Source organism: Iodidimonas gelatinilytica (assembly GCF_008579125.1).
GTDB lineage: Bacteria > Pseudomonadota > Alphaproteobacteria > Sphingomonadales > Rhodothalassiaceae > Iodidimonas > Iodidimonas muriae.
Window position 1 is genome coordinate 93,747 of the sequence record NZ_BKCL01000002.1, and the last position, 22,892, is coordinate 116,638.

Consider the following 22,892-nt stretch of genomic DNA (forward strand, 5'->3'; position numbering starts at 1 on the left):
CGTTTTTTGCGCGTTTCTCCCTTTGTATTTTGATGATCCGAGGCGCTTGAAGCAGCCCGATCCAAAGGACAAACTCATGCCTAAAGTTCTGATTTCTGACAAGATGAGCCCCCGCGCTGCCGAAATTTTCCGGGAACGCGGGATCGAGGTGGATGAAAAAACCGGCCTGGATAAAGAAGAACTGGCCGCTATCATCGGCGATTATGATGGCCTTGCCGTGCGTTCATCCACCAAAGCCACCGCAAAACTTTTGGAGGCCGCCACCAATTTGAAGGTGATCGGCCGGGCCGGCATCGGCATCGACAATATCGATCTGGCCGCTGCCACCAATCATGGGGTGGTGGTGATGAACACCCCCTTTGGCAATTCCATCACCACGGCGGAACATGCCATTGCCATGCTGTTTGCACTGGCCCGGCAAATTCCCGCCGCCGATGTATCCACGCAGGCGGGAAAGTGGGAAAAATCCCGCTTCATGGGGGTGGAGCTGGCGGGCAAGACCCTTGGCGTGGTGGGTTGTGGCAATATCGGCTCCATCGTTGCCGACCGTGCGCAAGGCCTTAAAATGCGGGTTCTGGCGTTCGATCCTTATTTGTCACCGGAACGGGCACAGGAAATCGGCGTTACAAAGGTAGAACTGGATGATCTGTTGCGCCGTGCCGATTTTATCTCGCTGCATACACCGCTGACGGACAAAACGCGCAATATCATTGGCGAGCGGGCCTTTGGCCTGATGAAACCCGGCGTGCGCCTGATCAATTGCGCCCGTGGCGGCCTTGTGGATGAAGCCGCGCTGAAGGTGGCGCTGGACACGGGCAAAGTGGCGGGTGCGGCTTTGGATGTATTTGCAACGGAACCGGCCAAAGAAAGCCCGCTTTTCGGGCATCCCAATCTGGTGGCCACCCCGCATCTGGGGGCATCCACCAGTGAAGCGCAAGTGAATGTGGCCATTCAGGTGGCCGAGCAGATGGCTGATTTCTTGCTCACCGGCGGTGTTACCAATGCCCTGAATATGCCGTCCATGACCGCGGAAGAAGCCCCGCGCTTGAAGCCTTATATGGCCTTGGCCCGCCAAATTGGCGGATTCGCCGGGCAGCTGACACGTTCAGGGATTCGCGCCGTTAGCATTGAATATGAAGGCCATGTGGCGGGCCTGAACACCAAGCCTTTGACGGCGGTGGTTCTGGAGGGGCTTTTGAAGCCCAATCTGGAATCGGTGAATATGGTCAATGCGCCGGTGATTGCCCGTGAACGTGATATCGACGTATCGGAAGTCCTGCATGAGCGCGAAGGCGATTATCACACACTGATCCGCCTGACCGTCACCACGGAAACCCAAACCCGAACCGTTGCCGGAACGCTGTTTGCCAACCGTGCCCCACGGATCGTCGAAGTGCATGGCGTGCCTTTGGAAGCCGAACTGTCCGATCATATGCTGTATATCATCAATGATGACCGGCCCGGCTTTGTGGGGGCCTTGGGGGCGGCTTTGGGGAAATATGATCTCAATATTGCCACCTTCAATCTTGGCCGATCCGTCAAGGGCGGTTATGCAGTGGCCTTGATCGCTGTAGATCAGCCAATTGAGCAAGAGGTACTCGACGCGGTGGCTGGCTTGGATTATGTCCAGCAGGTAACGCATTTGAGTTTCTGACCGCCGCTTGCGCCTTTGGCGTCTGCCCCTATTGAGGAAGAGGTGAAAGCCATGACTGCGCCCGGCCCATTCCAACGTGCGCTGCTGCCTGAAGGGCTGCGCGATGATCTGCCTCCCTGGGCAGAGCATGAAGCGCATATGGTGGATCGGCTGATGTCGGTGGCGGCCGGGCGTGGTTATCGTCGGGTGGCTCCGCCTTTGGTGGAATTTGAAGACAGCCTGATAACGGCATCGGGACAGGGGCAGGGGCAATCCCAGTCACGGTCTCAATCCATGTTCCGTTTGCTGGACCCTGTCAGCCAAAAAATGATGGCCGTGCGCTCGGATATGACCTTGCAAGTGGCACGAATCGCCACCTCGCGGATGGCGGGGCAGGGGCGTCCCTTGCGGCTTTCTTATGCCGGCCATGTCTTGCGGGTGCGCGGTACCCAATTGCGTCCGGCGCGGCAATTCCGGCAAGCAGGGGTCGAGCTTATCGGCTCCGATGCTTTGGAGGCGGATCTGGAAGTCATCGCGCTGGCCGCCGAAGCATTGACGGATCTTGGCATCAAGGGACTATCGGTGGATCTGGTGTCCCCCACTTTGGTGCCAAGTCTTGCCCGCCAGCTTGCGTTGGATGAACCAACCACAGAGATGGCCCGTCGGGCTTTGGATGCCAAGGATATCGCTGCGCTGGCCGGATTTGATGAAACGGTCCGGGACATTCTGACCGGCTTGATGCAGGCGGCAGGGTCTTTGGATAGTGCCTTGCCGAAATTGGAACAGGTGCCCCTTGATGGCCAGGCCGCCCGGATCCGCGATACGCTGGTAACATTGGCGCGGGCCTTGAAAGACCGTGTGCCGGATCTGAAAATCACCATTGATCCCGGCGAATGTCGCGGATTTGAATTTCATACGGGTGTTGGGTTTGCGTTTTTCGCCCCCCATGTCTCTGGTGAATTGGGCCGGGGCGGGCGCTATCAGGTGGCATGTCCCGATGGCGGGCAGGAAAGCGCCGTCGGGTTTTCCATGTATCTGGATAGCTTGCTGCGCGCTGTGCCGGTTCCCGTTGAACATCCCCGCATTTATCTGCCGTTCGGCACCGGGCAAGAAGAAGCCAGACGCCTGCGCTCCATTGGCTGGCGTACGGTATATGGGTTGGTATCCGTAAGCGATCCGGCGGCAGCGGCCCGGGCTGAAGGATGCACGCATCTTTATGAACATGGCGTTGCGTTGTCTTTGACAGCGGACGATGAAGCAAGTGAGGAGTGAAGGCCAATGGCCAATGTGGTGGTGACCGGCTCGCAATGGGGCGATGAAGGCAAGGGAAAAATCGTTGATTGGCTGAGCGAACGGGCCGATGTGGTGGTGCGCTTCCAAGGCGGCCATAATGCGGGCCATACGCTGGTTGTGGATGGGGCTGTTTATAAATTGTCGCTCTTGCCCAGCGGTATTGTGCGCAAAGGCAAGATTTCGGTGATCGGCAATGGTGTGGTGATCGACCCATGGGCCTTGTGCGATGAAATTGCCCGCCTGCGCGATCAGGGCGTGGATATCAGCCCGGCGAATTTGCAGATTGCGGAAAATGCCACGCTGATTTTGCCATTCCATCGGGAACTGGATGCCTTGCGCGAAGATGCAACGTCGGGCGTGAAAATTGGCACCACACGGCGCGGCATTGGCCCGGCCTATGAAGATAAGGTTGGCCGTCGTGCGGTGCGCATTTGTGATCTGGCCGATAAGGCGGCGATTGAATCACGCCTTGACGGGCTGCTGACACATCATAATGCCCTTCGCGCCGGATTAGGGGCTAAAAGCATCGATAAAGATGCCATCGTGGCCGACCTGATGGCGATTGCTGCCGATGTGCTGCCCTATAAGGCTCCTGTCTGGCGGACCTTGGCCAAGGCCCGCGCGGCAGGCAAACGCATCTTGTTTGAAGGGGCGCAAGGCCAGATGCTGGATGTGGATCACGGCACCTATCCTTTTGTCACCTCTTCAAATACGGTGGCAGGGCAAGCGGCTGGCGGTGCAGGCGTAGGGCCGGGGGCTTTGGATTATGTTCTGGGGATCACCAAGGCTTATACTACTCGCGTTGGCTCCGGGCCGTTCCCCACGGAACTGGAAGACGAGACTGGCCGCCATTTGGGCGAGCGGGGCCGGGAATTCGGCACGGTCACCGGCCGGTCGCGTCGCTGTGGCTGGTTTGATGCGGTGATGGTGCGCCAAGCGGTGCAAATCGGTGGCATTGACGGCATTGCCTTGACCAAGCTGGATGTTCTGGATGGGCTGGAGACAGTCAAAATCTGCGTCGGCTATCGGTTGAATGGTGAAATGGTGGATTATCTGCCCTCCGATATGGAAGGGCAGGCTGCTGTGGAGCCGGTTTATGAAACCCTTGAAGCTGGTCACAAAGCACGGAAGGGGCGCGAAGCTGGGGCGACCTGCCTGCCACGGCGGTGAAATATGCACGCCGCATTGAAGAGCTGATCGGCGCACCGGTGGCCATGCTGTCCACAAGCCCGGAACGTGAAGACACCATTTTGATGCGCGATCCCTTTCAATAAGGGGCAAAGTTTTCAAAAGCGGGAAACAGGGTTTTCCGCGTTCAGCTCCTCATTACGGGGCCGGAATATATCCGGCCTCGTCATGCGTTGGGGCGGGGCAAATATATTAAGATTTTAACATGTATTTAACGGGCCTTGACGTTAACTGTCTGTAAAGTGGTTTACGAATGGTTTTCGCATAATGGCTGATGCAGACTCTCCGGAAAAAGGGAGCAAATCTTCCCAAAAGTCTGCCGCTCCCGGATTGATGAATGGGCGCTACCGGATTGAACTGGCAAAGCCGCTGGTGCATTTGAGCAGCCCATGTGCCGATGCCTATGACGTGACGGATCTTAAGGAAGGCCCCGCAGAGCTTTATGCGTTGGTGCATCATCAGGGCAGCACCCATCGCGGGGATGTTCTTGCTGAATTGATCGAGGCCCCGGTCATCAGCATGCTCAATCCGGTGCGCTCGTCGGTGATCCGCGTGAAGGCGGGCGGACCGCGGCATTTGGTGTCATTGGTTCAGGCCCCCAAGGGGCCATCCCTGGCCGAGATTGCCGCTCAACACCCCATTAGCGGGCATAAGCTGCGCAAGCTGATCGTTCCGGGGATCGTTCAGGCTTTGGCGGGGCTGCATAGCCGCGGTATCGTTCATCGCTCTATCCGCCCCGAAACCATTTTTTTCAAAAGCCCGGCCCTTGATGGCGTGGTTCTGGGCGAATGTTTCAGTTGTCCCCCTGCTGCCGGGCAGCCCGCACATTTCGAGCCATTGGAACGGGCCTTGGCAATGCCTTTCGGGCGCGGGGAGGCCACGCCGGAAGCGGATATGTTCGCTTTGGGTGCCACGTTGCTTGCGTGCCATCTGGGGGTGAACAAAAAACCCGCGAAAGACCCCAATGCCTTGCATGCGGCACGGATGGCGCAAGGGTCGTTCTGGGCGCATAGTGCAGGCACGGAAGTGCCCGGCGTCACAGGCACGCTGTTGCGGGGGCTGTTGAATGATGATGAAGGCGAGCGCTGGACGCTCAAGGAACTGAATTTATGGCTGGAGTCGTCGGTTCCCAACCGGCGCTCGGTGAATGTGCTTTGGACCTTTGCCCGGCCGGTTATTTTCCGGCAGGCGACATTCTCCGACCGGCGGATGCTGGCACATGAATTTTCCCAACATCCTTTGGATGCCGCGCATTTCTTGCGTCAGGTGGATTTCCCGTCCTGGGTGCAAAATATGATCACCACAGAGCTGTTCAGTGAACGGCTGGAACGGCTGATCAATGTGAAAAAGGATGGAGATCTTTCCAGCGAACGGCACGGTGACCATGCCCTTGTGGCGCGGGTGACAGCGCATCTCGATCCTTTGGGGCCGCTGCGTTATAACGGGATTTCCACCACCATCGATGGCCTTGGCCCGGCCATGGTGGATATTTTCAACAAAGACGACGACATGGAGCAAGATATTTTGCTGCATCTGTTTGACAGCAATGTCTTGCCCGCCATTCTTGATATTATCATCGACCGTAATCCGGTTGTGAGCAAACAGCATCAACTGCATAGCCACACGGTTCAGCTTATGCGTCGAACCAAGGGGCGGATGGCGTTAATTTGTGCACTTTATGATCTGAACCCCACATTGCAGTGCCTGAGCCCGGCCCTGAAAGACCTTTGGATCACATCGCCCCAACAATTGTTGAAGGCTTTGGACCGTATTGTTGATAAAAGCTCGGAATTGTCTCCCTTGCTTGATGATCATGTTCTGGCCATGTTTTGTAGCAGGGTCGAAGGGGCCGAACCCTTGGTGGAAGCCTTATCAAACATCGCAAGAGCCCCGTACGGCTGATGACGGCGGTGACCAAATTATTGGCTTTTTTGCAGCAAAGGCTGGATTCTGGACCGTTGAAGAATTTAAGCGGCCATCTTGTAAAAAGCCTGAAAGCCTTATTGGGGGATGTCAAAAGCCGGTCTCGCAAACGCACAATAATGGCGCGGTTGGATGAGCTTGGTGATTTGGGAAGCCTGCCCGATATTGCGCGGGCGATTGATCTTGAATATTTGAAATATCTGGATCATCAGGAATTTCTGGAAGCGCAGCGGAAGGTGTCTGTTTTGGAACAGATGATCCGGAAAATGCGCCGTCCGGTGCATCCGTCGGAGCCAAACGCCCGGCTGGCAGGGTTTCGGGCCGCTTCGGCCATGGGTTGGCTTGTGTTGATGGTCACCATGATCGTCTTGACGATGGGGGCAGGCTAAATGGCGCAAAAACCCACCAAGGCCAAAGACAAGACATCGTCCAAAGGTGCCGGGAAGGCAGGGGCGTCCGCTCAAAAATCTAATAAAAAGTCGGGTCGCAACCAGAAGAAAGCAGGGGGCACAGGCCGTTTGCTGGTTTATGCGGTTTTGGCCACCATGTTGTTTGTGGCGCCGCCCATTGCTGCTTTGGCGATCTTGGGATTGATGCCCACCTTCGTGATTTTGTTTGTCGATATTGCCCCGGAAAAATCAACGCGCCTCAGCGCCATGTTTGCCTTTAATCTGGCAGGAGTGCTGCCTTATATGGTGCAGATGTGGGAGCAAGGCCCCAGCTTTGCCAATCTGATGCGCATCGTTGGCGATGTAATGGCGTGGACGGTTATGCTGGGGGCTGCGGGTGCGGGGGCCGCGGTCTTGTGGGTGTGTCCGGTTCTTGCGGCCGGTATCCAGCAATATCTTAATAGTGACCGCGCTTATAAATTGGAAAAGCAGCGCGATGCCTTGATCAAGGAATGGGGGGAGGGCGTGTCTTCCGCCAGACGCGCCCCCAAAGAGCCAAAGCCCGCTGCTTCGGCCCAGTGATCGATGACGATCAAATGGCAATCAAATGCCGGACAGAAGAACTGCCCGGCTTTTTGTTGCTGCACGCGAAAATAGTGCAAAAAGGTTTTGTTGGATAAAAGCGCCGCCCTTGGGGAAGAACGGCAAAGAGGTTAATTGCTGGCATCTTCCAGAATGCCGGCCCCATATTTCTGGATAGCGGCATTGCGCATGGCTTTTTGTAGCTTCTCGAAAGCCCGCACCTCGATCTGGCGCACCCGTTCGCGGCTGATATCATAAACCTTGGACAGGTCTTCCAAAGTCTTTGGATTGTCCTTTAGCCGCCGCTCCGTCAGGATATGGCGTTCACGCTCGTTCAGCGTGGTCATGGCTTCTGCCAACATGTCGCGGCGCTGGGTCAGTTCCTCGTTTTCCGCAACAAGGCTTTCCTGATCCGGGGTTTCATCCACCAGCCAATCTTGCCATTCGCCATCCCCGTCGGCACGCATGGGGGCATTCAGGGAATGATCGCCCGCCGACATGCGCCGGTTCATGGAAATCACCTCGGTTTCGGTGACCCCCAATTTGGTGGCGATATGTTCTACCTGTTCGGGGCGCATATCCCCTTCATCCATGGCCTGGATCTGGCCCTTCATACGGCGCAGATTGAAGAACAGCTTTTTTTGCGCCGCTGTGGTGCCGATTTTCACCAAAGACCATGACCGCAGGATATATTCCTGAATGGCTGCGCGAATCCACCACATGGCATAGGTGGCAAGGCGGAAACCTTATCGGGGTCGAACCGCTTCACCGCTTGCATCATGCCCACATTGCCTTCGGAGATCAGCTCGGCAACCGGCAAGCCATAACCACGATAGCCCATGGCAATTTTGGCCACCAAACGCAAATGGCTGGTCACCATGCGATGGGCGGCTTCGGAATCTTCATGTTCTACCCACGCTTTGGCCAGCATGAATTCTTCGTCCGGCTCTAGCATGGGAAATTTGCGAATTTCCTGTAGATACCGGGTCAAGCTGCCTTCGGGTGAGAGACTGGGAAGATTGATATTTGCCATGTTAAGCGCTCCTCTCTCATTTATACGAGGGACGTGACGTTAACCCTTCACGGATTCCCTCGTTTGGCCGCTCGCCGTGCTTTTTTGGTAAGCGAGCGTCGGCCAGTCATTCTTATACAGGAAAAGAACGTCAGGTTTGGCCATGACGTTCCAAAAGATCCTCAAGATGTTTCAAGTCATATGGTAAGGCGCTGGAGAATTTCAAGAATTCGCCTGTGATCGGGTGAATAAATCCCAATTCCGCGGCATGAAGGGCTTGGCGCCCCAATCCGCTCACGGCATGGGCAAGCGCTTGCGGGGTTTTCGATGGCAGACGTGCCGCACGGGCATAAAGCGGATCACCGATCAGCGCCGTTCCCTTATGCGCCATATGAACCCGGACCTGATGGGTGCGGCCCGTTTCAAGCTGGCAGATGATTTTTGCTGCAATGGGGGTGCCCTGTGCCGACCAATAAGCGGTTTGCGTCTGATAATGGGTCACCGCATGTTTGCCGCCTTGTTCCACCACGGCCATTTTCTTGCGGTTCACCGGATGACGTCCGATATTGCCTTCTACCGGCCTTCAGCGGGATTGGGATGCCCACGGGTAAAGGCAATATAGCGGCGGTGCAGGCTGTGATCGGCGAATTGGGCTGCCAATCCATGATGGGCTGCATCGCTTTTTGCCACCACCAACAAACCGCTGGTGTCTTTGTCGATGCGGTGCACGATGCCCGGCCGGCGGACGCCGCCAATGCCCGAAAGACTGTCACCGCAATGGTGCAACAAGGCGTTTACAAGGGTGCCATCGGGGGCGCCGGGGGCCGGATGCACCACCATGCCGGCGGGCTTGTCCACCACAATCAGGGCGTCATCTTCATAGGCGACGACAAGGGGAATGTCCTGGCTTTCCGGCTCGGCGGCTTCGGCGGCGGGAATGTGAAGGCAAATATGGTCCCCCGGTTTGACGGCTGCGGAAGCGTTCCGTATCGTCTGGTCGTTGATTGTGGCATGACCGGCTTCGATCAGTGCTTTCACCCGCGACCGCGACAGGTCATGATTCTGGCCAGATACCTGGATCGATAACCAGCGATCCAACCGGTTGGGTGTGTTATCGGTGCTGGCGACCATTTCGAAACTGGATGACATGGTGTCTTGAAAGACCCTTATAATGGCGGAAACAAAGACGATGACGGTGCAAAATTTGGACGAAAACCCGAACCATCAAAGCCGTCTCGATCGTTTGGGCCGCCACCGCACGGCGATCCTTGTCATGGGGGCGGTCGGCTTTTTGATGCTGTTGGCTTTTCTTGGCCTGCTTGGCACCATTCTTTACAAGATGTCGGTGGGCGGGGAAAGCGGCGATCAGGCGGCTGCTGTGGCGGCGGGCCTGTCCGCTTCCTTGGATGGGGGGTATCTGTCCCGCCGCTTATGACCGTTCTTTTGAGCGCAATGGCCAAAACTGTGATCGAGACAGCGGCCCGACGGGCTTTGCCGAAGGAATGTTGCGGCCTTTTGGTGGGGCACGAAAAGACCATCAGCCGGGCGGTTGAGGCCCCCAATCTTGCCCGCGATCCGGATCGGTTCGAACTGGATGCAAAGGTGCATCTAAGCCTTCAACGGGATCTGCGCGGCACAGGGGAACAGATTGTGGGCGTGTTCCATTCCCATCCCTATGGCCAGCCTGTGCCTTCCGCCGAAGACTTTGCACAGGCCAGCTATTCGGGCTGGATCTGGCTTATCACCGCCCTTGATGACAAAGGCTGCACAAGCCGGGCGTGGCGTGCGGAGGACACCGGATTTGTGCCGATGGCGCTCCGCTGCGTTGATTAATCCCAGCCTTTCAGTTCTTCGCCGGAAATCCACGCCAGATGCAGCACATTGGTGGCACCGGGCGTGCCAAAAGGCACACCTGCGGTCACCGCAATGCGATCGCCACCCTTTACGAATTTGTGCCGCAAGGCCATGCGCTTGGCCTTTTCGTACATTTCTTCAAAGCTTTCCACATCCTTGGTTTTTACCGCATATAGCCCCCAAACAATGCACAGGCGGCGCGCCACCTGTGTGTTGGGGGTAAGCACCATGATGGGAACCGAAGGCCGTTCGCGGGCGGCGCGCAAGGCGGTGGCCCCGGATGTGGTGAAGGTAACAATGGCTTTTGCCCCCACGGTTTCGCTCACCTGTCGGGCGGCGGCGGAAATGGCATCTTCCGCTGTGGCATGGGGGGTAAAGGATTGAGCGGCAGAGCGCTGGAGAGAGCGGTCGCCTTCTTCCTTGATGGAAACGCGGCTCATCACGCTGACGGCTTCCAGGGGATAATCGCCCACCGCCGATTCGGCGGACAGCATGATGGCATCGGCCCCTTCATGCACTGCATTGGCAACGTCAGACACCTCGGCGCGGGTGGGGACCGGCGATTTGATCATGGATTCCAGCATTTGGGTGGCCACCACCACCGGCTTGCCCATTTCGCGGGCCGCACGGATGATCTGGCGCTGGGCCGCGGGCACATCTTCCACCGGCAATTCAACGCCAGATCGCCACGGGCCACCATCACCGCATCGGCCAGTTCCACGATGGCATCAATGCGTTCAACGGCGCTTGGCTTTTCGATCTTGGCCAGAACACCGGCCCGGCCCGCCACCAGTTTTTTCGCTTCGGCCACATCTTCGGGGCGCTGCACAAAGGAGAGAGCGACCCAGTCCACATTCTGGTCCAGCGCGAATTCCAGATCCCGCAGGTCTTTGGGGGTCAGCGCCGCCATGGGCAGAACGGCATCGGGCACATTCACGCCCTTGCGATTAGACAATGGCCCGCCCACCTTGACGCGGGTGACAACGCCATTTTCGATGCGTTCCGTCACTTCAAGCCGGATCTTGCCATCATCCAGCAACACCTGCATGCCGGGCTGCAATACGTCGATAATTTCGGAATGGGGCAGATAGACGCGGCTGTCGTCGCCGGGTGTGTTTTCCAGATCCAACTGGAATGTCTGGCCTTTTTTCAAGGTGATGGCATCGTTTGCAAAGGTGGCAATCCGCAGCTTGGGGCCTTGAAGGTCTGCCATGATGGCGATCGGCCGCCCGATCTTTTTTTCGATGGCTCTGATGCGCGTTACAATATCGGCCTTATCGGCATGATCGCCGTGGCTCATATTGAGTCGGAAAACATCAACCCCGGTTTCCCAGAGTTTCTCCAACATTTCGGGACTGGAGCTTGCGGGGCCAACGGTGGCGATAATGCGCGTCCGGCGAAGGCTGCGCGATAACAAAGGGGATGTGCTCGATGACATGGGGTCTCGTGCTTGTCAGGTGACTGATAAAGGATGTGAAGCTATAGGCTTATATATCCGTGCGCTCGCGTCCAGTCTTATTCTTTCAGAAGGTGCATTTTTACGATGAAAACCCTCGATCCTGTCCTTCCCACCTGTTTTCGCCCCGAAGGGTCGGGCGGTGCGCTCATTCTTTGCGATCATGCCAGCAATCATATCCCGCCTGCCTTGGATGGACTGGGGCTCGATCCCGAATATCTGGATTGCCATATCGCCGTGGATATTGGCGCAGCGACTGTCAGTGAAAGGCTGTCTTATTTGCTGGATGCCCCCGCCATATTGGCCAATGTCTCGCGCTTGGTGGTGGACCCAAACCGCGATCCCCACACCCAGAATCCGATCCCGCAGACCAGCGACGGGGTGGATATTCCCGGCAATCAAGGGCTGAGCGCAGCGCAGCGCACGGCCCGTTTGGACGCTTATTTCCATCCCTATCATCGCGCATGTGAAGATCAGCGTGCTGCCATGATGGCTGCAGGGCAAAAGCCGGTGGTTATCGGCCTTCATAGCTTTACGCCGGTGATGAATGGGATCGCCCGCCCTTGGGAGATCGGGTTCTTATATGCCGGTGACGATCGCCTGTATCGCTCTATGCGCGGGCCTTTGGCGCAGGAATGGGGCCTGAATGTGGGGGACAATGAGCTATTCCGGGACCGAGCTTTATTACAGCATGCACCGGCATGGCGAAGCGCATGGATTGATGCAGGCTACCATCGAGCTACGTCAGGATCTGATTGGTGATCAGGCCGGACAGGAGCGGTTTGCGCATATTTTGGCGCAAGTGCTGCGCCCGATCATCAAGGCGCAGCAAGACAGCTAAAGGGAAGGCTTGGCGTCAGAATGGATTGAAGGTGCTTTCCTTGGTGATTTTATAAGATCCCACATTGGCTCCGGCGCGTAAGCCGACACCCAAACGGATGGGGGCGATGATCACATCACCGCGTTGGTGATAGGAAACGCCAAGCCCTCCGACAAAATAAAACTGGCCTTCGATTTGGGGAAAGCGGCGGAAAATATCTTCGGTGTCATAAAGATTATAGACAAGTGTGAAGACCTTTGCCGCATCGCCCCCAACATCGAACCCGATGGACGGGCCAGCCCAGTGCACTTGACGGGTGCCTTCAATCTTGTGATGCAAGATGCCATTGCCATAGCGCAGGCCCACAATCAGCGCGCCCCCCGCTTCTTCCCCGGCGATATATCCATTGGGGCGGCCCAGATCCGCAAAAATTGATTCAATGATTCCGCCCAACCCTTCGGCCCCTTCGCCGAACACATCCTTGCTGGCTTCCAAAATGGTGCGCTGATCGAAGGTGTTTTCATCGGTTTGATTTGTATAATCGGGGGCAGGCGGTGCTTTGGTAGATGAAGAGTTTGACGAGACGCAGCCCGAAACCAGCACAAAAAGAAGGCCGCAGATTAAAGGTCGAATCTTTGAAAATGTGCGGGGCATAAAGATGTCCTGTTTTCTAATGGAAGGGGCGGCAACGACAAGCGTTACTTTTAGCATAATCCCTTACAGATACGGCAAGAGTTTGACCGTTGAAAAAACCGCATTATCTTGTTTTTTCCTCGCAATATGGGCAGGTGGGGTGTGTTTCCATTGCTCAATGCGCTGGAGGCTTTAATGTTAATTCGATCTTGAATTGTGTTTGTAAAGGGGACGACCATGCTCGGATTGATGCAGGACTGGCCATTGCTGCAGTCGAAATTGATCGAACATGCAGCCCGGTTCCATCCACGCCGCGAGATTGTGACATATTCCGTCGAGGGACCGGTCCACCGAACCAATTATGCCGAATTGCATGGCCGTTCCAAACAATTGGCGCAGGCTTTGGAGCGGCTCGGGGTGCAAAAGGGCGACCGGGTAGGAACGCTGGCGTGGAACACATGGCGCCATGTGGAGCTGTGGTTCGGGGTTGCGGGTATGGGTGCTGTGGCGCACACCGTCAATCCGCGTCTGTTTGCCGAGCAGATCGTCTATATCATCAATCATGCCGCCGATAAGGTGTTATGTCTTGATCTTACCTTTGTGCCGCTGATCGAACCCTTGCTGGAGCATCTGAAATCGGTGGAGCATTTCGTGATTCTCACCGATCGCGCCCATATGCCCAAAGATACCAAGATCCCCAATCCTTTATGTTATGAGGATCTGCTGGATGTGGAAGACGGGGTTTATGAGTGGCCGGAGCTGGATGAAAATACCGCTGCGGGTCTTTGCTATACATCGGGCACCACGGGGGAACCGAAAGGGGTTCTTTATTCCAACCGCTCGAATGTGTTGCACACCATGGCTGCGGCAGCCACAGATACGCTGGGAGTCAGCGCCCGTGATGCGGTGTTGCCGGTGGTTCCCATGTTCCATGCCAATAGCTGGGGTGTGCCATATCTGGCGACCATGACCGGGGCAAAACTGGTTTTGAACGGTCCGCATCATGATCCGCAAACCATGTGGCGGATTCTGGATGAAGAACAGGTCAGCGTTACGGCGGCAGTGCCGACCATCTGGATGGCCTTGCTGAAATATCTGCAGGAAACCGGCAAAAAGCTGCCTTATCTCAAGAATGTAACCATTGGCGGGTCTGCGGCTCCGCGCTCGATGGTGGAAGCATTTGAACGCGATTATGACGTGTCGGTCAGCCATGCCTGGGGCATGACAGAAATGAGCCCCTTGGGCACGGTTGGCACTCATACGGCCGACACGGCGTCTCTGGATTTCGATGGACGCATTGACGTGCAATGCAAACAGGGGCGTGCGGTGTTCGGTGCGGAATTGCGCATTGTGGATGCGGAAGGCAAGATCTTGCCCCATGATGGCGTTGCATTTGGCCATCTTCAGGCCCGTGGTCCGTGGACGGCCAAAGCCTATTATAACCGTCCCGATGACATCCTTGATATGGATGGATTCTTCGATACCGGGGATGTGTCGGTGATTGATCCCGATGGCTTTATGCAGATCACCGACCGGTCGAAAGATGTGATCAAATCCGGGGGCGAGTGGATCAGTTCCATTGATCTGGAAAATGCCGCTGTGGGGCATCCTGATGTGCTTGAGGCAGCGGTGATTGGCATTGTCCATCCCAAATGGGACGAGCGCCCGCTTCTTGTGATCGTTCCCGAACCGGGCAAAACCGTCAGCCGGGACGATATGCTGGCTTTTCTTACCGGCAAGGTGGCGAAATGGTGGTTGCCCGATGATGTGGTGTGCCGCGATAGCATCCCCCACACGGCAACGGGCAAAATCCATAAAGCGGGCCTGCGCGAGCAGTTCAAGGACTATCGCTTCCCGAATGTGTAAGGCGCCATCGGTCGCCGTTCCAGATTATGAACCAGCCCGGATGGCAAAGCTGTCCGGGCTGGCGGCTATTTGGTCTGTCAGTTCTGGTTGCGCCGTCCGCGGCCCATCCACCCTAGCAGGTGCTTTGCGGGCCAAAGCCAGGCCAGCCCCACAATCACATAGATGACCGTTTGTCCCCAAATCGGCCAGCCATTGATTATGGCTCCCAGCTGCATGGCCAAAAGCGCATAAACAATCAGCCCACCCACCAGCAACAACGTTCCTGTCAGGCTGCGTAAGGAAGGGCGCTCTATGGCCATAAGGCGGGCTTTCTTCTGGAAAGAATTACATGCCCCATTGCACGGACTTGTCGTTGGATCGGGTCAGATTGCGATAGCGCGACAAGGCCCAAACGGGGAAGAAATGGCTATAGCCATGATAGCGCAGATAAAATACGCGGGGGAAACCCACTGCATTATACCAGGGCTCTTCCCAGCGCCCGTCTTTGGTCCGGGGATGGGCCAACAGGAAATCAATGCCCTTGCGGGTGGCTTCGTCTTTTACATGGCCGGCGGCCATCAGCCCAAGCAAAGCCCATGCGGTTTGTGAAGGCGTGCTTGGGGCCGCATCATGCTTCATATGCTCATAATAGCTGTCGCCGGATTCGCCCCAGCCGCCATCGTCATTCTGGCGGGCTTTTAGCCAGTTCACGGCCTTTTGGACATAATCGGCGTCCATATCCACACCCACGGCATTCAGGGCCGAAAGTACCGACCATGTGCCATACACATAATTGGTTCCCCAGCGGCCATACCAGCTGCCATCGTCTTCTTGCAGATTTTTCAGATAGTCTATGCCGCGCTTGACGGTGGGATGCGACATATCATGGCCAAGCTGGCCCAAAAAGCTCAAGCAGCGGGCCGAAACATCTTCGGTGGGCGGATCAAGCAAAGCGCCATGATCGGCAAAAGGGATATGGTTGAGATAATGGTCGTCATTATCGATATCAAAGGCTCCCCAGCCGCCATTGGTGCTTTGCATGCCGATGATCCACTCTTCGGCACGGTCGATGGCTTCTTTATAGGCGGGGTTTTGCGTACGATGCAAAGCCATGGCCACAACGGCGGTATCATCCACATCGGGATAATGGTCGTTGTTATATTGAAATGCCCAGCCGCCGGGGCGCAGATCGGGAGCTTTTTCCGCCCAATCGCCTTTCACATCCAGAATTTGCTTCGAGGCCAGCCAATCGCACGCCCCTTTGGCGCTTTCTCCCATGGGTGCTTCGCCCGCTTCCAGCAGCGCATGGGCGCTTAAGGATGTGTCCCAAATGGGGGACAGACAGGGCTGTACGAAGGTTTCGTCGTTTTCTTCTGTCACCAATAATTTGATGGACTTTTTCGCGGTCACCAGCGCGGGATGGTCTTTGGGATAGCCCAGCGCTTCCATGGCCATCACCGAATTGGCCATGGCCGGGAAAATCGCTCCCAGGCCATCCTCCCCATTCAACCGCTCGGTGAAAAAAGCCTCTGCCTTGGCGATGGCTTTTTGCCGGGTTTTCTTGGGGAAATAAGGCTCGACGACCCGTAATATCTTGTCCAGTTGCAAGAACATCTTGCCGGTCCAGCGCCCGGTGGGGTTTTGCTGCCAGTCGCGGATGTCCTCGGGCGGTGTCAGGAATAATTCGGGGATATGGGTGTTGGTCGGATTGATGGCCTTGGGCTTCAGCGCCGCCAAAATCAGCAAGGGCGCGATCACCGTGCGCGACCAATAGGAAAAACGCCACATATTGGCGGGGAACCATTTGGGCATCAGCATCAGTTCCACCGGCATGACCGGCACCGCCCGCCACGGCACTTCGCCAAACAGCGCCAGGGCATAGCGGGTGAACACATTGGTTTTTTCTGCGCCGCCCAAACGATGGATAACGGCGCGGGCTTTGGCCATATGGGGTTGGTCGGGGCTGTCGCCCGTGATCTTCAGGGCCAGATAGGCTTTGACGCTGGCGGAAATATCCGGCGCCCCCCCATGATAAAGCGGCCAGCCGCCCTCTTCTTGCTGGATCGAACGGATATAGCGCGCCAATTTTTGTTCAAGCGCAGGTTCGCGTTCATCAAGATGATGATTAAGAAAGATATATTCCGCCGGAATGGTGGCATCAGCTTCCAGATCAAAGATCAAATGGCCGTCTGCCTGCTGGCGCTTTTTAAGGGCGGTCAGGGCATCACCGATGGTAAAATCAAGCTGGTCTTGAAGCCCGCGATCAATCTGGAGATCTTCTCCTCTCATGATTGCATCACTCCTGTTCGATTGTTTGTTATGGGGTTTGAATCGGATGCGTGCGCCTTCATCGCGCGGCCTATGGTGGACAGGCAGTGCGTTGCGGCGCGATGGCCAGAGCGGATAGCCCCTTCAATGGTGGACGGCAGATCGGTGTCGGTCCAGTCTCCCGCCAGTGTCAGATTGGACCATTTTGTGCGGGCACCGGGCCGGTTTGTGGCGGCGTCTGGCGTGGCGGAGAAGGTGGCGCGTTTTTCTTTGATTACGCGAAAGGCGGGCAGGGGGCTGTCCCCCAGTTCAAGAGCGCGTGCCACTTCGGACCAGCAGGTGCGGGCAATGTCGTCTGCCGATATTTTCGATATTTTATTCGCCGCAGAAATGGTGACGGAAGCCACATCACCGCGCACGAAAATCCATTGCACCAGTCCGCCCACCAGCCCGATGATGCGGATGGGGGTCTCATAAAGAGCGGTTGGCATGCGGAAATGCACATTCACAATGGTTTCGCCTGTTTCGGGTGTTGCCAGACCATCCAGAAGCTGCTGTGCGATCCATGGCGGTGTTGCCAGTATCACGCGGTCTTCAGGATCGAGCCGGATGCTTTCTTTGCCCAGATTTATGGCGAGAATACGGCTGTCTGACAGGTCTAAATGACTGATGCGGCTGTGAAAGCGCAGCTTGGCTCCGGCGTTTTCCAGCAGATCAAGTGCCGGATCGACCAGCGTATCGGCCAGGCTATGGCGGGCCATGCGCGGCTGGCAATAAGCCTGTCCCTTGGCGAAACTCTCCAATAGCACCCGACGTATCAAATGGGCCGAAGCATTGTCGGGATCGGTGTTGAGCACCGCAACGATCAGCGGCTCCCACAAGCGATGATAAAGCGCGCTGTTTTGGTTCAAAAGGTTGGCGATCCGGTCATCGCGGCGGGCCAATAACACCCGCAGGGCCGATAGATAATCCCATGCACGGGTGCCGGGGATGCGCCGATTGCGATCAAGCACCCAGCCCTGCCAGCGCCCCTTGTTCAAAGACAACGTCCAGCGCTCGTCCGTTTCAAGATCGACAAAGGGAAAATCCGCCGCATCAGGGCCAACCAGCCGGTCGCGGGCGTTGATATCGTCCAGATAGGCATAAAGAGAGCCATTGCCGGACAGCATCAAATGATTGCCATTGTCGATCACACAGCCCAGCTTTTCATCGTGAAAAGACCGGCAGCGCCCGCCAGCCCGTGCGGCGGTTTCATAAAGGGTCAGATCGTGGCCTGCTTTGGCAATGCGGACCGCTGCGGCCAAACCCGCCAGCCCACCGCCGATTATATGGACGCGCGCCATGACCGGCCTCCCAGCGCTATTTTAGCCGCAATCCACAGCTTTTCCGCCTTATCCAAAGCGCGTTTGATTTTGCTTTGCCGGCGGGTTTGATAGCCGTCTTTTTTCATGCGCTCGAAAATGCGCCGATAAACCACCATCATAATCACGGCGGGCCGCATATCGCCGCAATCACAGGCGCGCAGGGCGGTTTCGGCTTTGGAAAATTCTTCTGCGGCTTGTTTGGCCAGCGCTTGCTTTATCTTACCAATATGAGGGGCATGGGCCACGGTCATCGGATCGGTGCTTTTTATCCCCGCTTTCGCCAAAAGATCACGAGGCAGATAGAGACGCCCCATTTCGGCATCTTCCGATACATCGCGGATGATATTGGTCAGCTGCAAGGCCTTGCCCAGATGATCGGATACTGTACGCCCGGCCAGTTCCGGCGCACCAAAGACCCGCACGCACAAACGCCCCACGGCAGAGGCCACGCAATCGCAATAATCCATCAGCTCTTCAAAGGATGGTGCGCGGATGGGGCCATCGGCATCCATTTCCATGCCCCGGATCACGGCAATGAAATCGGCTTTATCAAGCCCGTAATCCATGATGCTGCGCTTTAGAACGCGGTCCAAAGCATCGCCCGAAGGATCGGTCGTGCTTTCATAAAGGGCGTCGATACGGTCATGCCATCGGGCCAGCTGTGCCTTTTTCTCGGCGTTTTTTAGGGGGCCGTCGGCGATATCGTCGACTTCACGACAAAAGGCATAAATGGCAAACAGGGCAGCACGGCGTTCGGGCGACATCAAGCGCATGGCCCAATAGAAAGACGATCCCGCCGACCGCACCTGCCGCGCGACGGCGATGCGGTCCGCTTTGTCGTCTGGTGCGCTGATTTGTACCAAAGGCGCGTTCATGCTGCTTTCGACGTCCTTATCGTGTTTTTTGCGTAATATGTAGCGCACTTAGCCTTGTCGCGCGTGGCAATCAAGTCCCGGTGCGGGTGGTCTCTCCATCGGCGCTATAATCGCGGCCCTTCCAATGGCTGCCTTTCCCTCGCCAATGGTCGATGGCGGAATGGAGGGTCATGGCGGTGTAAAGCGCTGCGATTATGGGTAAAAACAGGCCTTTGATCGGGCTTTGTCCATAATCGCGTAGGGTGGGGGCATAGGCGATGGTCATCAAAAGCCATGCAAGACCGGCGATTCCAGCAAGACTCCATTGGCCGGTCACAATTGCGACAACGGTAAGGGCTGGGGGCACAAGAAACACCAGCGACAGTCCCAGAAGCGTTGCCAGCAGCAAAAGCGTTGAATAGTGAAGCTGGGTAAAGGCGGTGCGTTTCACCATCACCCAAAGGGGCATCAAGCCGTCCGACCCACGTAAGGAATAGCTGTCTTTGGCCAGGCCCAGCCACAAGCGTCCTCCTGCATCCTGTATCTTTCTGGCCAGCGAACAATCATCGATAAGGGCGGTGCGGATCGCTGCAATGCCGCCCGCTGCTTCCAAACGATCCCTTCGTACCAGAATGCAGCCGCCCGCTGCGCCGGCGTGCTTTTTTCGCGGATCGTTGATGGCCGGAAAAGGATACAACATCTGGAAGAAAAAGATGAATGCGGGAACGATCCAGCGTTCCCACAGGCTTTTGGTCCGAAGGCGGATCATCAAAGAGGCCAGATCCACCCCGTCTGTCTGGGTTTTCGAGACCAGTTGCGCCAAAACATCCGGCCCATGAAGCGCATCGGCATCGGTGAGCCACAAAAAGTCCGCCTTTTTGCCTGCGGCGGCCACACCGTGGGATAAAGCCCATAATTTCCCGGTCCAGCCCGCTGCCAAAGGCGGCGCGCTGACAATCGTCAGGCGGTCTTCGGCGCCGTGTTCCATGGCGGTTTGTTGGGCAATGGCTTTGGTGTCGTCAGAGCTGTTGTCATCCACCAGAACCAGATCGAATTGGCCTTGATATGTTTGCTCCAGCAAACCGGTAAGGCACCGGGCGATGCTTTCTGCTTCATTGCGGGCCGGGATGATCGCCGTTATATGCGGCCAGTGATCGAGCGCTTTTGCCGCCTCAAGTCTTTGATCGGCGCGCCAGAAGCGATGATGGGCGATCAACAGATAAAGCCATGCCACAAGGCTGGATATGGCCAGAACAAGCACCATCGTCATGGTCAGCGAACCCCCAAAAGTGCTTTGAAAATCCCGCTTGCCCCCGTCATCATCAGGCGCGGTTTACGCAATTTTACCCGCTGGGCCAGTGGATCGCGATGGCTTAATTCATGGGTCAGGCGTCTGGCGATCTGGACAATCACCCCGGATTCCAATGCCAGGCGCTTATTTTTTAAAACAACGGGCAGATCGCGCGCCGTTTCATTCAATGTCTCGCAACCCGAAACACAGCGATCCAGAACCCGGCGCAACGCAGGAGTGGCATGCGCTTTGCCCAAATCCTCATCCATGGCACCGACTTCGCGCATCCAGTTTTGCGGTAGATAGATGCGGTCCATCTGGCGATAATCATCGGCACAATCCTGCATATGATTGATTATCTGCAAGCTGTTGCATAAGGCATTGCTTATATCCCAATGGGCGCGATCTTCGCCGTGCAGATCCAGCAAATAGCGGCCCACCGGCGCTGCCGAACGATCACAATAATCGATCAGCTCTTCCCAATGTTCATAGCGTGATTTGACCGCATCCTGTTTGAAGGCGGAAATCAGATCAAGGCAGTGCTGCACCGGCACATGGCTTGCCACAAGGCTGTCATGCATGCGCTGGGCTGTTTCAAGACCTGCCCCTTTTTCTTCGCCCCGGACCGCTGCACCAAAAGCATCAAGCCGGGCGATTTTGTCCGCAGCATCCAGATCGGGATTGTCTGCGATATCGTCGATGGCGCGGGCAAAGGCATAAAACAGCGCCACATGGGGGCGCAGATGTTTCGCGATCAACCGCGAGCCAACGGGGAAATTTTCGGTTTCAGCGGATTTCCCCGAGGGCGTTTCCAAAGCCGGGGCGCGTGTTTGTTGGCCTGACATGGGAAAGTCCTCTTTGAAAAATGTTCCCTCCGATGCCACGTTTTGAGGATACACTCAATCATCCATAGGCATCACAAAACGGGGACCTACTTATGAACGCGGATAAACGTCGTTCGGCGTTTCCATCAGCCAGCGAAGATGAACAGCGCGCCCGTCGCACACCGGATACGCCACAAACCCGCTCGCCGGCTTATCGGCTGGCCTTTACGGATCTGGATTTTTTAAAGCGTGATGCTTTGCGGCCAACGCGCCTCCAGCTTGAATTGATGAAGCCCGAACTGTTGTTGCAAGAGCACGGGGTCGACGCAACGGTGGTGATTTTCGGCAGCGCCCGTTCGCAGCGATTTGCCAAGGATGGCTCGAATGATGATCTATGTGGCCGCGATTATGAAGCCGCGCGTGCGCTTGCCCGGCTGATTTCGCAGGCGGAAGGCGGGTGCCCGGAAAAACTGATGGTGGTCACGGGCGGCGGGCCGGGCATCATGGAAGCCGGCAATCGCGGTGCCCATGATGTGGGGGCGGAAAGCATTGGCCTGAACATCGTTTTGCCCCATGAACAGGCTCCCAATCCCTATATTACGCCGGAATTATGCTTCCAGTTCCACTATTTCGCTTTGCGCAAAATGCATTTTTTGATGCGGGCGCGGGCCTTGGTGTGCTTCCCCGGCGGTTTTGGCACGATGGATGAGCTGTTTGAAACCCTGACCCTTATCCAGACGGGCAAGATCGATCCGATCCCGGTGCTGCTGTACCGGAAGGAATGGTGGGACAGTATTCTCAATCTTCAGGTCATGGCCGATGCGGGCATGATCGCCCATAAGGATCTGGATTTGATCCAATATGTGGAAAGCGCCGAAGAGGCGTGGGAAACCATCCGCGATTATTGCAAAAGCACTTGCGCAAACCATAAGTAATCGGCCCCCGTCGGCTTAAGGAGGGCAACGTTCTGTGCGGTTGCGTCCGGTTCAGGGGCGTGCCCAGCGGCGCAACAGATTGGCATAGGATTTGGCCAGCAGATCAAAGGCGGGGGATTTGCCGGCCTGTTCAAACATCTGCTGTTTTGCCTGCGCCAGATCGAACAATATGGCGCGGGCCGCTTCATCGGCGATCAGGCTTTGTATCCATGTCACCGCCACCAGTCGCTCGCCTTTTGTGACAGGGGCCACCTGATGCAAGCTGGTGGACGGATAAAGCACTAAAGACCCCGCCGCCAATTTGACGGCCTCCTCGCCGCCGGGGCCTTCGATTATCAGTTCGCCGCCGTCATAGGCATCGGGGTCGTTCAAAAACAATGTGGCCGATAGATCAGACCGTAAAGGCGGGGTGCCCATCACCGCATCATCCACATGGCAGCCATAGGCATCGCCCGGCCCATAGCGGCTGATCAAAGGCGGGGCCATATGGCGCGGCAGGGCCGACATTTGCACGACCGGATGGGCTTCAATGGCTTTCACGATCCGCTGTTGCAGAACCCGCAGACCCGCCGAGGGCATGGCTTGGCTGTTGGCTTTCACCGACCGGGCATGCCAACCGGCTGTGGTTTGCCCCGGCTCAAAAGAAAGCCCGGCCACAGCCTCGCGTGCCCTTGACAGGGCGTCTTGATTCAGTACATCTGAAATGAAAATGATCATCACTCGCAACT

At 56.6% G+C, this 22,892-nt stretch carries 20 protein-coding genes and 3 pseudogenes; 11 read left to right on the forward strand and 12 right to left on the reverse strand.

From position 1 onward, the window contains the following. Positions 1-76 precede the first annotated feature (76 nt). From serA to JCM17844_RS03415, 6 genes and pseudogenes are all read left to right on the forward strand, one after another. Positions 77-1,654, forward strand: coding sequence for a phosphoglycerate dehydrogenase (gene serA, locus JCM17844_RS03390; RefSeq protein WP_149999677.1), 1,578 nt, complete (start codon positions 77-79; stop codon positions 1,652-1,654). A gap of 51 nt (positions 1,655-1,705) precedes the next feature. After that, positions 1,706-2,905, forward strand: a complete 1,200-nt coding sequence (locus JCM17844_RS03395) for an ATP phosphoribosyltransferase regulatory subunit (RefSeq protein ID WP_149999678.1) — start codon at positions 1,706-1,708, stop codon at positions 2,903-2,905. 6 nt (positions 2,906-2,911) lie between these two features. Then, positions 2,912-4,200: pseudogene (locus tag JCM17844_RS03400) on the forward strand (adenylosuccinate synthase). A 181-nt stretch (positions 4,201-4,381) separates the two neighbouring features. Further along, positions 4,382-6,016: a protein kinase family protein gene (locus tag JCM17844_RS03405; protein ID WP_149999679.1), complete on the forward strand. Its 1,635-nt coding sequence runs from the start codon at positions 4,382-4,384 to the stop codon at positions 6,014-6,016. Beyond that, entirely contained in the window at positions 6,016-6,426 is a 411-nt protein-coding gene (locus JCM17844_RS03410) for a hypothetical protein (RefSeq protein ID WP_149999680.1), read from the forward strand. The genes JCM17844_RS03405 and JCM17844_RS03410 overlap by 1 nt, the downstream gene beginning before the upstream one ends. Continuing rightward, complete coding sequence (locus JCM17844_RS03415) at positions 6,427-7,008, forward strand: hypothetical protein (RefSeq protein ID WP_149999681.1); 582 nt, start codon at positions 6,427-6,429, stop codon at positions 7,006-7,008. Positions 7,009-7,139: 131 nt separating this feature from the next. Here JCM17844_RS03415 and rpoH read toward each other — a convergent pair. From rpoH to JCM17844_RS16370, 3 genes and pseudogenes are all read right to left on the reverse strand, one after another. Next, positions 7,140-8,041 (reverse strand): annotated as a pseudogene (rpoH, locus tag JCM17844_RS03420) (RNA polymerase sigma factor RpoH). Positions 8,042-8,171: 130 nt separating this feature from the next. After that, complete coding sequence (locus tag JCM17844_RS16365; protein ID WP_210431278.1) at positions 8,172-8,570, reverse strand: pseudouridine synthase; 399 nt, start codon at positions 8,568-8,570, stop codon at positions 8,172-8,174. Positions 8,571-8,593: 23 nt separating this feature from the next. Beyond that, on the reverse strand, positions 8,594-9,169 hold the full coding sequence (locus tag JCM17844_RS16370) for a pseudouridine synthase (RefSeq protein WP_210431279.1): 576 nt from the start codon (positions 9,167-9,169) through the stop codon (positions 8,594-8,596). Between the two features lie 22 nt (positions 9,170-9,191). Between JCM17844_RS16370 and JCM17844_RS03430 the strand changes: the two genes are divergently transcribed. Then, positions 9,192-9,455 (forward strand): hypothetical protein, encoded by a 264-nt coding sequence (locus JCM17844_RS03430; protein ID WP_149999682.1) that lies wholly within the window; start codon positions 9,192-9,194, stop codon positions 9,453-9,455. A 29-nt stretch (positions 9,456-9,484) separates the two neighbouring features. Next, positions 9,485-9,853 carry a M67 family metallopeptidase gene (locus JCM17844_RS03435; protein ID WP_210431280.1) on the forward strand — a complete coding sequence of 123 codons (369 nt, stop codon included), beginning with the start codon at positions 9,485-9,487 and terminating at the stop codon, positions 9,851-9,853. Here the strand turns inward: JCM17844_RS03435 and pyk are convergent. Next, positions 9,850-11,312, reverse strand: a pseudogene (gene pyk, locus JCM17844_RS17105) (pyruvate kinase). The gene JCM17844_RS03435 and the pseudogene pyk sit on opposite strands and share 4 nt — an antisense overlap. 105 nt (positions 11,313-11,417) lie before the next feature. On the opposite strand from pyk, the gene JCM17844_RS03445 reads away from it, so the two are divergent. Next, complete coding sequence (locus JCM17844_RS03445) at positions 11,418-12,092, forward strand: N-formylglutamate amidohydrolase (protein ID WP_149999684.1); 675 nt, start codon at positions 11,418-11,420, stop codon at positions 12,090-12,092. 94 nt (positions 12,093-12,186) lie between these two features. On the opposite strand, the gene JCM17844_RS03450 is transcribed toward JCM17844_RS03445, so the two are convergent. After that, on the reverse strand, positions 12,187-12,804 hold the full coding sequence (locus JCM17844_RS03450; protein WP_210431283.1) for a DUF1134 domain-containing protein: 618 nt from the start codon (positions 12,802-12,804) through the stop codon (positions 12,187-12,189). Positions 12,805-13,020: 216 nt separating this feature from the next. On the opposite strand from JCM17844_RS03450, the gene JCM17844_RS03455 reads away from it, so the two are divergent. Next, positions 13,021-14,649 (forward strand): long-chain-fatty-acid--CoA ligase, encoded by a 1,629-nt coding sequence (locus JCM17844_RS03455; protein ID WP_149999686.1) that lies wholly within the window; start codon positions 13,021-13,023, stop codon positions 14,647-14,649. Between the two features lie 77 nt (positions 14,650-14,726). Here JCM17844_RS03455 and JCM17844_RS03460 read toward each other — a convergent pair whose 3' ends face one another. The 6 genes from JCM17844_RS03460 to hpnC all read right to left on the reverse strand — a co-directional run bounded on the left by JCM17844_RS03460 (position 14,727) and on the right by hpnC (position 21,250). After that, a complete protein-coding gene (locus JCM17844_RS03460; protein WP_149999687.1) occupies positions 14,727-14,948 on the reverse strand; it encodes a DUF2842 domain-containing protein in 222 nt (73 codons plus the stop codon). A gap of 25 nt (positions 14,949-14,973) precedes the next feature. Beyond that, positions 14,974-16,917 carry a squalene--hopene cyclase gene (shc, locus tag JCM17844_RS03465; RefSeq protein ID WP_149999688.1) on the reverse strand — a complete coding sequence of 648 codons (1,944 nt, stop codon included), beginning with the start codon at positions 16,915-16,917 and terminating at the stop codon, positions 14,974-14,976. Next, positions 16,914-18,239 carry a hydroxysqualene dehydroxylase HpnE gene (gene hpnE / locus JCM17844_RS03470; protein WP_149999689.1) on the reverse strand — a complete coding sequence of 442 codons (1,326 nt, stop codon included), beginning with the start codon at positions 18,237-18,239 and terminating at the stop codon, positions 16,914-16,916. The genes shc and hpnE overlap by 4 nt, the downstream gene beginning before the upstream one ends. Next, entirely contained in the window at positions 18,221-19,135 is a 915-nt protein-coding gene (hpnD, locus tag JCM17844_RS03475) for a presqualene diphosphate synthase HpnD (protein ID WP_149999690.1), read from the reverse strand. Before hpnD ends, hpnE begins: the two co-directional genes overlap by 19 nt. A gap of 70 nt (positions 19,136-19,205) precedes the next feature. Next, the gene (locus JCM17844_RS03480; protein WP_149999691.1) at positions 19,206-20,384 is read right to left on the reverse strand and encodes a glycosyltransferase; all 1,179 of its coding nucleotides are present in this window, start codon (positions 20,382-20,384) and stop codon (positions 19,206-19,208) included. Positions 20,385-20,386: 2 nt separating this feature from the next. Further along, positions 20,387-21,250, reverse strand: coding sequence for a squalene synthase HpnC (gene hpnC, locus JCM17844_RS03485; protein ID WP_149999692.1), 864 nt, complete (start codon positions 21,248-21,250; stop codon positions 20,387-20,389). 92 nt (positions 21,251-21,342) lie between these two features. Here hpnC and JCM17844_RS03490 point away from each other — a divergent pair, with 92 nt between their 5' ends. Next, positions 21,343-22,164, forward strand: coding sequence for an LOG family protein (locus tag JCM17844_RS03490; RefSeq protein ID WP_149999693.1), 822 nt, complete (start codon positions 21,343-21,345; stop codon positions 22,162-22,164). A gap of 51 nt (positions 22,165-22,215) precedes the next feature. Here the strand turns inward: JCM17844_RS03490 and JCM17844_RS03495 are convergent, their stop codons facing one another. Further along, the gene (locus JCM17844_RS03495) at positions 22,216-22,881 is read right to left on the reverse strand and encodes a Fe2+-dependent dioxygenase (RefSeq protein WP_149999891.1); all 666 of its coding nucleotides are present in this window, start codon (positions 22,879-22,881) and stop codon (positions 22,216-22,218) included. Positions 22,882-22,892: the final 11 nt, after the last annotated feature.

Excerpts from the sequence above, each read along its gene's own strand:
- serA (WP_149999677.1), top strand. The coding sequence starts at position 77 with ATGCCTAAAGTTCTGATTTCTGACAAGATGAGCCCCCGCGCTGCCGAA.
- JCM17844_RS03395 (WP_149999678.1), top strand. The coding sequence starts at position 1,706 with ATGACTGCGCCCGGCCCATTCCAACGTGCGCTGCTGCCTGAAGGGCTG.
- JCM17844_RS03405 (WP_149999679.1), top strand. The coding sequence starts at position 4,382 with ATGGCTGATGCAGACTCTCCGGAAAAAGGGAGCAAATCTTCCCAAAAG.
- JCM17844_RS03410 (WP_149999680.1), top strand. The coding sequence starts at position 6,016 with ATGACGGCGGTGACCAAATTATTGGCTTTTTTGCAGCAAAGGCTGGAT.
- JCM17844_RS03415 (WP_149999681.1), top strand. The coding sequence starts at position 6,427 with ATGGCGCAAAAACCCACCAAGGCCAAAGACAAGACATCGTCCAAAGGT.
- JCM17844_RS16370 (WP_210431279.1), bottom strand. The coding sequence starts at position 9,169 with ATGTCATCCAGTTTCGAAATGGTCGCCAGCACCGATAACACACCCAAC.
- JCM17844_RS03430 (WP_149999682.1), top strand. The coding sequence starts at position 9,192 with ATGGCGGAAACAAAGACGATGACGGTGCAAAATTTGGACGAAAACCCG.
- JCM17844_RS03445 (WP_149999684.1), top strand. The coding sequence starts at position 11,418 with ATGAAAACCCTCGATCCTGTCCTTCCCACCTGTTTTCGCCCCGAAGGG.
- JCM17844_RS03450 (WP_210431283.1), bottom strand. The coding sequence starts at position 12,804 with ATGCCCCGCACATTTTCAAAGATTCGACCTTTAATCTGCGGCCTTCTT.
- JCM17844_RS03455 (WP_149999686.1), top strand. The coding sequence starts at position 13,021 with ATGCTCGGATTGATGCAGGACTGGCCATTGCTGCAGTCGAAATTGATC.
- JCM17844_RS03460 (WP_149999687.1), bottom strand. The coding sequence starts at position 14,948 with ATGGCCATAGAGCGCCCTTCCTTACGCAGCCTGACAGGAACGTTGTTG.
- shc (WP_149999688.1), bottom strand. The coding sequence starts at position 16,917 with ATGAGAGGAGAAGATCTCCAGATTGATCGCGGGCTTCAAGACCAGCTT.
- hpnE (WP_149999689.1), bottom strand. The coding sequence starts at position 18,239 with ATGGCGCGCGTCCATATAATCGGCGGTGGGCTGGCGGGTTTGGCCGCA.
- hpnD (WP_149999690.1), bottom strand. The coding sequence starts at position 19,135 with ATGAACGCGCCTTTGGTACAAATCAGCGCACCAGACGACAAAGCGGAC.
- JCM17844_RS03480 (WP_149999691.1), bottom strand. The coding sequence starts at position 20,384 with ATGACGATGGTGCTTGTTCTGGCCATATCCAGCCTTGTGGCATGGCTT.
- hpnC (WP_149999692.1), bottom strand. The coding sequence starts at position 21,250 with ATGTCAGGCCAACAAACACGCGCCCCGGCTTTGGAAACGCCCTCGGGG.
- JCM17844_RS03490 (WP_149999693.1), top strand. The coding sequence starts at position 21,343 with ATGAACGCGGATAAACGTCGTTCGGCGTTTCCATCAGCCAGCGAAGAT.
- JCM17844_RS03495 (WP_149999891.1), bottom strand. The coding sequence starts at position 22,881 with ATGATCATTTTCATTTCAGATGTACTGAATCAAGACGCCCTGTCAAGG.